We start from the raw sequence: 10585 nt of genomic DNA on the forward strand, positions 1-10585 counted from the left end.
ATGTTGTATTACCTCACTCAGGCCCTTATCCCCTACATCAGCGAACTCGACGTATTCCGTTACCACACGGTGCGCGCGGGCGGTGCCGCGATCACGGGCTTTCTATTCTGCCTGCTGGTCGGGCCGCGGTTGATCGCCCTGCTGCGCGCGTTGAAAGTGGGCCAGATTATCAAGAAGGACCACGTTGCCGATCTCCATGCTCTTCACAAGGGCAAAGCGGGCACACCCACCATGGGTGGCGTGATCATCATTCTCTCCACGGTGCTCTCCCTGTTGCTCTGGAGCACCCTGACCAACCGCCTGCTCTGGGTCGCGGTCGGCGTACTCGTGTTGCTCGGCGCTGTCGGCTTTCTCGACGACTTCATCAAGCTCAAGCGCAAACACAACGACGGCCTCAGCGCCCGGGCCAAGTTCTTCGGCCAGATCCTCACGGGCGGACTATTGGGCCTGTATCTCTTCTTTAATCCCATCACCCTCGGCGACATGTGGGTCGGCCCCCGCGATATCGAGGACTGGAATCTGCTCACCAGGACCCTGGTCGCCGCCGAGGACCAGCCCGCCGATTCGCCCGGCGGCCGCATCTGGGCCAGTCTGGATCATGAATTGCGGTCCGTGCTCAAGCTGTCCGAAAGCGTGGAGTTTCTACCGGTCGACTACCGCATTCCCGTGCTGGTCTCCATGAACGCGGCCCTGAATCAGGGTCGATGGGCGGACACCTTTTCCATCCCCGAGGCGGCCATGGATGCCGAATACAAGCGCCTCTCCGAAACGCCCTTCGACGATCTCGACGACGTGGACAAAGTGCGCTACAACCGGCGGGTGCTCGAAGCCTCGATGCCCGGCGTAATCGCGGGGAGCGTCTCCAACCTCCACACGCGCGTGGGACTCCCGGGCTTCAAAGATGTCCTCATCCCTCTGGGACCGTTCTACATACTTTTCGTGATTTTTATCATCGTCAGTGTCTCCAATGCGGTGAATCTTACCGACGGCCTCGACGGGCTGGCGGCCGGCACGTCGGTGGTGTCCATCTTCACCTTCGCCGCCATTGCCTATGTGGTCAGTCGCGCCGACTGGTCCTACTACCTTTACCTGACGCACATTCCCGAAGCCAGCGAACTGTTCGTTTTCGGCGCCGCGCTCCTGGGCACCGGCCTCGGCTTCCTCTGGTTCAACGCCCACCCGGCCGAAGTCTTCATGGGCGACACGGGTTCCCTCGCCCTCGGCGGAGCCATCGCCACCATGGCCATCCTCACGAAACAGGAACTGCTGCTGCCCATCGTCGCCGGGCTCTTCGTGATGGAGGCCGGCAGCGTGGTGATTCAGGTGGCCTCCTTTAAGATGACGGGCAAGCGCGTGTTTCGCATGGCGCCGCTCCATCACCATTTCGAACTGCTCGGCTGGACGGAAACCAAGGTGACCGTGCGATTCTGGATCATCGCCTTTCTGTTTTCGCTCATGAGCTTTGCAACGTTGAAATTGCGGTGAGGTGACGGCGATGAATTGGCATGGGATCAACGTGACGATAGTCGGGATGGGGCGTTCCGCCGCCGGCGCCGCCGCCCTGCTTGTGCGGCAAGGTGCCCGGCCCTTCGTGACGGATAGCGGCGCAGGCCCGCGCCTCGCCCCATGGCAGGCGGAACTCGACCGCCTCGGCGTTCCCCATGAGTCCGGCGGGCACAGCAACCGGGCGTGGCTCAACGCCGATCTTATTGTGCTGAGCCCCGGTGTGCCACCCGCCATCGCACCGCTGGAAGCCGCACGCCGGCGCGGTATTCCCGTGATGGGCGAGCTCGAGTTGGCAAGCCGTTTTGCGGACGCCCCTATCCTCGCGGTGACCGGTACCAATGGGAAAACCACGGTGACGGAAATGATCCGCCACGTCTTGTGCGCCCTGGGCCATGACGCCGTGCTCGCCGGCAACAACCACACGTCCTTCTCCAGCGCCGTGGCCACGAATCCCCGTCCCGATTACTTTGTGCTGGAAGTGAGCAGTTATCAGTTGGAGACCGCTGACGCCTTTCGGCCGCGCAGCGGCGCCGTGCTCAATGTAACCCCCGACCATCTGGGCCGTCATGGGACCATGGAGAATTACGCCGATACCAAGGCGCGCCTCTTCGCGAACCAGTCCACCGCCCTCGAAACGGCCGTCTTGAATGGGGACGACCCCATGGTCCGAACCATGGTGACCCCGCCCGGCGTTCGGCGTCTCCACTTCAGTCTCGACCCCGAATCCGAATGCGAACTTCTCTGGGACGGCACAAGTGTCCGGGTCGAGGGCAATGCGCTGCCCTTTTCCTGTCCCGTTCCGGGCCGACACAACCTGGCCAACGCCCTGGCGGCTCTCGGCGTGCTCTACGGCGCGGGATTGGAGCCCCCATCCTGTCTGGCCGCGCTGGAGTCCTTTCAGGCCGTGGAGCATCGCCTGGAATGGTCCGGTGATCGGGACGGCGTGGCCTTCTACAACGACTCGAAATCGACCAACATAGATAGCCTCCGCGTCGCGCTGGAGAGCTTCGACCGACCCGTGACCCTTATCGCCGGCGGCGAAGGCAAAGGCAGCAGCTATGACAGCCTGGTGCCCCTCGTGCGGGAAAAAGTATCTCACTTTGTCGCCATGGGCGCGGAGGGTCCCATCCTTGCCGAGGCCTTCGGCGCTTCCGTGCCGTTGACGTTGGTCCATGACATGGCGGAAGCCTTGGCGGCGGCTGTGGCGGCAACACCGACGGGCGGCATCGTGCTGTTGTCCCCCGGTTGTGCGAGTTTTGACCAATACACCAATTTTGAAGAACGAGGCGCCCATTTCAAGCAACTGGTGGCGGACCTCTCCAACAAGGAGCCTGTGCGATGAAACGGGAAACGACCGCCGTAATAACCCTGGTGCTGGCCCTGACGCTGGCGGGCTGCCTCATGGTGTTCAGCGCCCGGGGCTACGACGAGAGCGCGGGGGAGCTGCGTACCCAGGTTTACGCGCTGACGATCGGCTTTGTCGTCATGCTGGTGGCCGCGCGCTTCGACTATCACCGCCTGAAAGATGGCCTGATCTTCCGGGGTGTCGTGCTGGGCACCCTGGCGCTCCTCGTGCTCGTGCTGCTCGTTGGTGATACCGTGAACGGCGCCCAGCGCTGGATCCGCGTTGCCGGCTTTCAACTCCAGCCTTCGGAGCTCGGCAAGTTTGCCCTGATTCTACTTCTCGCCGTAAAGCTCACCGACAACCGGGAAAACCTCCGCAAGTTTTTTTCGGGCTTCCTGCCGCCCGCCTTCATTGCCGTGCTTTTCGCCGGGCTCGTTCTGGCGGAGCGCGATTTGGGCGTCCCGGTGCTCATGATGGGCGTGGCCTTTATCATGATGGCGGTGGCGGGCGTGTCTTACCAGTATCTCGTGGCCAGTTGCGTGCCCCTGGCGGCCGGCGTGGTTGCCCTGATTGTAACCAGCCCGCACCGCGTCGAGCGTCTCCTCGCCTTCCGCGATCCCTGGCATGATCCCCTGGACTCCGGCTTTAACCTGATCCAGTCCTACTCCGCTTTTGCTCAGGGCGGCCTCTGGGGAAAAGGAGCCGGCGCCAGCGAGCAAAAGCTGGGTTACCTTTTTGCCTCCCACACCGACTTTGTCTATTCCCTTATCGGCGAAGAGTTCGGCCTGGTCGGCACCCTGACCGTTCTGGGACTCTTCGCGGGCTTGCTTTACGCGGGTTATCGCATCATTATCAACGCTCAGGACATGTTTGGCGCCCTGCTGGCCACCGGAATCGTAAGCCTGATTTCATTGCAGGCCGGCATCATCATGGGGGTGACGACCGGGCTCCTGCCCACCAAGGGGCTTCCCCTGCCCTTCATCAGCTACGGCGGCACGGCCCTGATCGTCTTTCTGGGCCTGGCGGGCATCCTCAGCAATATCGGGATGCAAGGCAGCGAGCAGATTTCCCACGGGAAACGTACCCACACCCACTGAAGCGGAAATCTGGCGCCGGGATTGTATTCTCCGCGTCTATCCCGTATTCTGATTGCCTTATCTGCCAATCAAGGGTTTCCTTATGCGTATCATGATCACCGGCGGTGGGACCGGGGGACATACCTCGCCCGCCATCGCCGTTTTTGAAGAACTCAGCCGCCGCGATCCCCAGTTGCGCACCCAGTGGGTGGGTTGCAAGGGCAAGATCGAAGAGCGTATTTGTCGTCAGCGGGCTATTCCCTTTCGTTCCCTTCCCATTTCCGGGTGGCCGCGCAAGCGCGGTATCCGGCAGATCTGGGTGGGGGCCCGGCTGGCGCTGAGCCTGCTGCACGCCGTCCTGCTGCTCCGTTCCTTCAAGCCGCAAGTGGTGTTCGGCGTGGGGGGCTACGTGTCTCTGCCGCTGATGATGGCCGCGCAACGCCTTGGGATTCCCACGGTGATCCACGAGCAAAACCGCCGTTTGGGCATGGCCAACCAGATGCTGGCCGCACGGGCCTCTCGGATATACCTCAGTTTTCCCGACACGAAAGGGGATTTCCCCGCCGAGCGCGCCACCTTCGTGGGTAATCCGGTCCGGCCCGAGTTTGTCATGCCGCCATCGCGCGAAGAGGCCTGCGCCACCTTTCAGCTCGATCCCGAGCGCCCGGTCGTGCTGGTCTGCGGCGGAAGCCAGGGCGCCCGCCAAATCAACGAGGCCGTTGAGGTCCGCCTGGATGACTGGATGTCCCGAGGAATCCAGTTGATCTGGGCATCGGGCCACGGCGACATCGAAGGGCTGCGCAAGCGGACTGAGCGGTACCGGAGCGGCCTCCGGCTCCATGCCTTTCTGGACGATATGGTTTCGGCCTGCGCCGCCGCCGATCTGGTGGTGGGCCGCTCCGGCGCGTCGACCACGGCCGAGCTCGCGGTGTTGGGAAAGCCCTGTATTCTGGTACCCTACCCCCTGGCGACCGACAACCATCAGGCGCAGAACGCAGCGGCCTTCGAGGAGGCCGGCGCCGGTCGCGTCCTCGCCGATTCGGACTGCACCGGCGATGCGCTCTTTGACGCGGTCACGGCGATGTTGGACGACGTGGAAGCCCTGGCGCGGATGGGTGCCGCAGCGCGCACGCTGGCGCGACCCGTGGCGGCCGACGCCATCTCGGAAGGAATCATGATGCTCGTGTTTGGTGGAACGCCCGAGTCCGGCGCCGCCCCGATGGATGGTACGGTTGAAGAGAGGACCGCCGACCTTGAGTCTTCTTAGCAATACCGTGCAGAACGCGCCGGTCGGCTACTTTCCCATACGGATAGACGCCCTCCAGAACGACCTGGCCACCGGCTTCAGCCTGTATCTCCAGCCGCAGCCCGGTCGCGCGCCCGTGCTGTATCGCGATCCCAGTCTCCCCTTTACGGAGGAGATCCGCCGCCGTCTGCAAGCCAATCAGGTTGAAGAGCTTCTCGTGCAGCGGAGTGATCGCCAGGCCTGGCTGAGCTATACCGAAAAGATCCTGCCCGAGTATCTTTCAGATTCGTCCCACACCGTCAACGAACGGGCCACCCTGCTGTATGAGTCGGCCCAGGGCCTCGTCCAGGAGATTCTGCAGAAGCCGGACATGGGGGAGATGGTGCAACAGAGCAGGAACATGGTGGGCAGCATGGTGGGCTTCCTGTTCAAGGAAAGCACTTCCCTCCATGAATTGATGCAGCTCACCTCCTACGACTACTACACGTACACCCACAGCGTGAATGTCTTCGTCTACAGCGTCTCACTCGCCAATCGCTTGGGCTTCACGGGGCCGGAAGTGAACGAATTTGGCCACGGTGCTCTATTGCACGATATCGGAAAACGAAAGATTGACGCGGACATCACCAATTCCCGAGGCAAGCTGACCGAAGAACAATGGGAGCAGATGCGCATGCATCCGGTCCACGGCTACGAGATTCTGAAGGCCCAGGGCGAGACCAGCGCCATCGCCCTGGATGTGACGCGCCACCATCATGAGAAATTGAACGGTCGGGGCTATCCTGACGGACTGGCGGGCGACGAGATATCCCCCTGGGCTCGAATCTCAACCATCGCGGATATTTTCGACGCGCTGACCACAAAACGATCCTATAAAGACGCCATGGACACCTTTTTCGCGCTCCAGTTCATGAAAGAGAAGATGTGGGACGAGCTCGACCACGGGTACTTCATGGCCTTCGTTTCCATGATGGCGAAGCCCAAGTAGGGCGCCACTCGCCTTTCAGCTCTTTCCCGAATTACCCGGCCCTGCCGTACGATCGCGCGCGCCTGGCTCGTGTTCGGCCGCTTCGTGAGGAACGCCTGTGAAGGAAAATCGATGACCAGACTCTTCCCAGTAAACAGGCGCACACTTGTCGCCGCCTGCTGCATCGGCGCAGCGGTGCTCCCTGTGGCCGCCGAGCCCGCCCCGGGCTTCGAATCGATGCCGAAAATAGACGCCCACGCCCATGTGTATGCGGACCTGCCCGAACTGGATGCGATGCTGGCCAGGATTGACTTCCGTGTCGTAAACATATGCGACGGAGGCAATGACCCGGCCATGCTGGTCGCGAAACGCGGGTGGGTTCAGGGCCTCCACGAAGCCCACCCCCGGCAATTTGACTACTGCCCCACCTTCGACCTGACTCGGCGCAATGAACCGGGCTATGCGGAGGAAGTTATCCGCTACCTCGACGAGGCCTTCTCCCAGGGTGCGGTGATGGTCAAGATATACAAGGAGGTGGGCCTGGAGCTCAAGCGGCCCGATGGTTCCTGGCTCATGCCGGACGATCCCGTATTCGATCCGATCTACAAACACCTCGCGCGCTCGGGCCGGCCGCTGCTATCCCACTTTGCGGAGCCCCTCGCGGCGTGGCTGCCGCTGGATCGGGCGAGCGTGCATTACAGTTACTATTCGCGCCATCCCGAGTGGCACTTCTACACGCAGTCCGACATTCCGGCCCACGAAACCGTGATCGCGGCCCGAAGTCGCGTGCTGGAGAAACACCCCAACCTCACGATGATCGGCGCGCACCTCGGAAGCCTCGAGCACGACGTTAAGATACTGGGCGCCTATCTGGACCGATATCCGAACTTCCACGTGGACATTGCCGCGCGATCCGCCGACTTGAGTCGCCAGCCGACACAAGAGGTGCGGGACTTTTTTATCCGGTATCAGGACCGCGTTCTTTACGGCTCGGATATCGGCGTCGATCTTCCGGAATCGGGTGCCTATTCCCCGGAGGAAGCGGCGAAGATCGCGGCCAACGCCGAAGGACACTACCGGCGCGACTGGCAATATTTTTCCGGAGTCGGCGGCGTGGAGGTGAAGGGAATGCCGGTGGAATGCCTCGAATTACCCCGCGATGTACTGGAGAAGTTCTACTTCAAGAATGCGGAGCGCCTGATACCGGGTCTGCAACGGAAATAGAAAAGCCCCGCGACGCGCGGGGCTTGACGGGTTTCAATGATTCATGGGCCGCATGGCGGAGGATGCCATGCGGCCCATGCGGTCTATTTCAGGGTGAAGATCCCGGATTCGGGAAAGTGGGCCGGCGTGGACCAGGAGGGCCGCCACGTCAGCAGCGATACGCCCAGCCGCGCGTCCGAGGGGTCGAAGTCGTTTACGCCAATATTGAACTGGATGTGCTCCGTGCTCGCGCCGCCCACCTTTTCCAGGGACGCCAGCGGGATGGCGAACTCATAGGTAATGCGGCCCTCGCCCTGGACAAAGGCCGAAGTGCCGCCCAGATCCGCCGCCACGTACTTGGAGTCGTTCGTCTCATAGCCCGACTTTTCCTCGGGGCTGATATCCGGACCTTCCACGATGGAAACCACCGACTCCTCCGTCAGGGGCGTCGCGGCCGGGTCCGCGCCCGCGGCGCGGGCGAAGATCAGGGCAAAGTCCTGCCAGAGTTTCACACCGTCGCCTTTGATATCGTCGTCGTCCACTTCGAGCGCCGCAAACAACGTCGTGCCATCGTGGGCAAGGCCGAAGCGGAAGGTCATATCCTGCGGACCCTTCCACGCGAGTTCGTTGGTGTAGATCTGGCCCGGCTGATTCATTGCATAGGGGAGCACACCCCATTCGTCCAGCTTGCCGTCCACCACGACGCCCGATCGCTTCACGACTTCGTGTGGCCCCTCGGAGAGCAACCGAAGTACATCGCTGAACTGCATGGGCGGCGCGTTGAATGCGTCGTAGACCCCGGTCCAGTGAAATGCGATGGGCTGGATGGTTTGTGGTGTGAGTGGTTTGTCCGAGGTTACCGTCACGGTTTTCGTCAGCGTGCTCTCCGGCGGCACCACCACGCTGATGCTGCCCGGCGTTACGCTGAGCCCGTCCGGGCCCTCCACCAGGCCCTTGAAGCGCAGGGGCTTATCCCAGGGGTTGGTCACGGATATTTCCCAGGAGGCCGAAGTCATGGACTCGCCCGCCATGATGACCGGGTTGGTGGTCACCGCGCTGCGGTCGCGGAAGCTCCGCAGTTTTGCCGCAAGCTCCGGCGTTCGGAAATCCGCCGGAAAGATCCCATCCAATGCGATGGCGGCCATCTTCGGGCCCTCGTCGGTTACGGTCACCCACATCAGGTGGTCGAATTCGCCGAAGGCCGGTCCGCGCATGGCGGAACCACCGCCCGTGGTGGCCAGCGTCACATACTGGATGTTCCCTCGCTCGGCATAGGCGTAATTGTGAATGTGGCCCGCGAAGAACGTGTGCTTCCGGCCTTCAAAGAGCGGGGCGGCCTTGGCCCATTCGTCCTTTTCCTGCAGCCAGAAGGGCTTGTGCTGAAACACGAAAGTCCAGCGGACGTCCGTGTGCTTTTCGAGCACCTCCTTCACCCAGGCGAGCTGGGCGTCGCCGTAGCCTGTGCCCATGTTTTCGCCATCGTTGGAGTTGATTACCAGGAAGAGCACGTCCTGGTAGATGAAGTAATAGTGGGAGGGGCCCACCCGCTCCAGATAGACGTCGTGCCACAGTTTTCGTCCCACGTCGTGATTGCCGGGCACAAAGAAGAAGGGCACAGAAAGTGGATCAAGGAAGCCCATGAACTCGTCCCACTGGGCGTTCAGTTCCTCCTTCGTGTCCACATAGCCTTCAATGAGATCGCCCACGCTGATGACAAAGGCGGGCTGGAGCAGATCGGCCTTCTCCATCGCCTCCCGGAAAATACCCGGTCGGGGCGAGCCCGTATTGTCGGAGATCACGGCGAACTGAAAATCCGTGGGCGCGAACCGAGGCTTGTCGCTGGTCCAAGGAAGACGGTCGCCCGTCAGTTCGTGTTCAATGACGGGCGGCGGAGTCGAGCCATCGGCGGGCTGGGCGCAGACGGGGGCCGCGGCCAGGGCGATACTCAAGGCGAGAAGAGCGTTGCGCATTTCGGGCGATACCTTTCCAAAGCGGTGGATGGCCGACGGGCGGCGGGTTGGCCACCATGATGGCCCGCCGCCGGGGCCGAGTTCAACCCATCCCGCGCCCGAGGTCCCGGAGAATGGATACTTGGATTCCCGCCTTCAATCGTATTACACTTTTCAAGCTATCAACCTATCACGGTTGAGTCGCGCGCCGGCTTTCGTGCCGCCGGCGGAAGAAGGGGGATCGCTCGGGATAGCGATTCCTCCAAACACTGGGCAGACTGAGACTTGCGGGGCCGCCATCGTGCGGAGAAGCATCGGTTCGGGTGTTCGTTTCAGGACAAGTGGAGCCAGGGATGTCCCAGAAGCCAAGCATACCTCAAACGCTGTTGTATAACATGATCGTGGTGGCCCTGCTGTCCACGCTGGTGCCGGGCGCCCTGTGGATTCTCACGGAGTACAGCCGCTTCAACCAGTCCGCCGCGGTGCTGCGGGAGACCCACATTGAGGCGCGCAAGGGGCTCATGAAGGAACAGGTGGACCTTGTTGCCGGCGCGATCCAATACCGCAGCCGGCGTGCGGAACTTGAACTGGAGTCCACGCTTCGCGCACGGGTCGTCGAAGCCCACGCGGTTGCGGCGCGCCTCTATTCCACCTACCAGCAGTCCATGGAGCGCCCCGCGCTGGAGGAATTGATCCGGGAAAGTCTTCGGGGCATGCGCTATGATGACGGCCGGGGCTGCTACTTCGCTATCGCCGCCGATGGCACCCTCGAGGTTTCCACCGAACGCCCGGAGCGCGAAGCCTCCGACGGCCTGGCCTCGCCGGACGGGGCCACCGTGCGGACCCTGCTGGACCTGGGCAAGGAAAAAGGGGAAGGACACATTACCTATTCATGCCCCCCGTCAACGCCAAACGGCGCACCGAGACAGAAGGTGTCTTACGTGATGCAGTTTGCGCCGCTGGACTGGACCATCGGCACGGCGGAATACCTGGACGTCACGGAGCAGAAAATCCAACAGGAAATCCTGGCGTGGGTCGACAGCATCCGATTCGGAGACGACTACTACATCTTCGCGGGTCAGTGGGACGGTCTCAGCCTGTCGGGGCCCGCCAAGGGTCGGAATATGTTCGAGGTGACTGATCCCAACGGCGTAAAGATAGTCCAGTCACTCATTCACTGCGCCCGTGCCGGCGGCGGCTTCATTTCTTATTTCTTAGGGTGCAGTTTTAATACTACCGCTCAAGCGGCGTGCTGTAGGGCCAAGTATTCTTTCCAAAAGAGGTCCCATCGAT

General features: G+C 62.0%; 8 protein-coding genes. 7 read left to right on the forward strand and 1 reads right to left on the reverse strand.

All coding sequences use genetic code 11. The features are described from left to right. The 6 genes from mraY to JNK74_21670 all read left to right on the forward strand — a co-directional run bounded on the left by mraY (position 1) and on the right by JNK74_21670 (position 7364). On the forward strand, positions 1 to 1485 hold the full coding sequence (gene mraY, locus JNK74_21645) for a phospho-N-acetylmuramoyl-pentapeptide-transferase (GenBank protein ID MBL7648790.1): 1485 nt from the start codon (positions 1 to 3) through the stop codon (positions 1483 to 1485). 10 nt (positions 1486 to 1495) lie between these two features. Continuing rightward, positions 1496 to 2848 (forward strand): UDP-N-acetylmuramoyl-L-alanine--D-glutamate ligase, encoded by a 1353-nt coding sequence (murD, locus tag JNK74_21650; protein MBL7648791.1) that lies wholly within the window; start codon positions 1496 to 1498, stop codon positions 2846 to 2848. Next, positions 2845 to 3948, forward strand: a complete 1104-nt coding sequence (locus JNK74_21655) for a cell division protein FtsW (GenBank protein MBL7648792.1) — start codon at positions 2845 to 2847, stop codon at positions 3946 to 3948. The genes murD and JNK74_21655 overlap by 4 nt, the downstream gene beginning before the upstream one ends. A gap of 82 nt (positions 3949 to 4030) precedes the next feature. Further along, on the forward strand, positions 4031 to 5194 hold the full coding sequence (murG, locus tag JNK74_21660; GenBank protein ID MBL7648793.1) for an undecaprenyldiphospho-muramoylpentapeptide beta-N-acetylglucosaminyltransferase: 1164 nt from the start codon (positions 4031 to 4033) through the stop codon (positions 5192 to 5194). Further along, positions 5181 to 6161: an HD domain-containing protein gene (locus JNK74_21665; GenBank protein ID MBL7648794.1), complete on the forward strand. Its 981-nt coding sequence runs from the start codon at positions 5181 to 5183 to the stop codon at positions 6159 to 6161. The genes murG and JNK74_21665 overlap by 14 nt, the downstream gene beginning before the upstream one ends. Before the next feature lie 111 nt (positions 6162 to 6272). Continuing rightward, positions 6273 to 7364 (forward strand): amidohydrolase family protein, encoded by a 1092-nt coding sequence (locus JNK74_21670; protein ID MBL7648795.1) that lies wholly within the window; start codon positions 6273 to 6275, stop codon positions 7362 to 7364. Between the two features lie 83 nt (positions 7365 to 7447). Here the strand turns inward: JNK74_21670 and JNK74_21675 are convergent, their stop codons facing one another. Beyond that, a complete protein-coding gene (locus JNK74_21675) occupies positions 7448 to 9313 on the reverse strand; it encodes a metallophosphoesterase (GenBank protein MBL7648796.1) in 1866 nt (621 codons plus the stop codon). 332 nt (positions 9314 to 9645) lie between these two features. Between JNK74_21675 and JNK74_21680 the strand changes: the two genes are divergently transcribed. Next, positions 9646 to 10585: cache domain-containing protein (locus tag JNK74_21680; GenBank protein MBL7648797.1), on the forward strand; the 940-nt coding region annotated here is incomplete at its 3' end.

Source organism: Candidatus Hydrogenedentota bacterium (assembly GCA_016791475.1).
GTDB lineage: Bacteria > Hydrogenedentota > Hydrogenedentia > Hydrogenedentales > JAEUWI01 > JAEUWI01.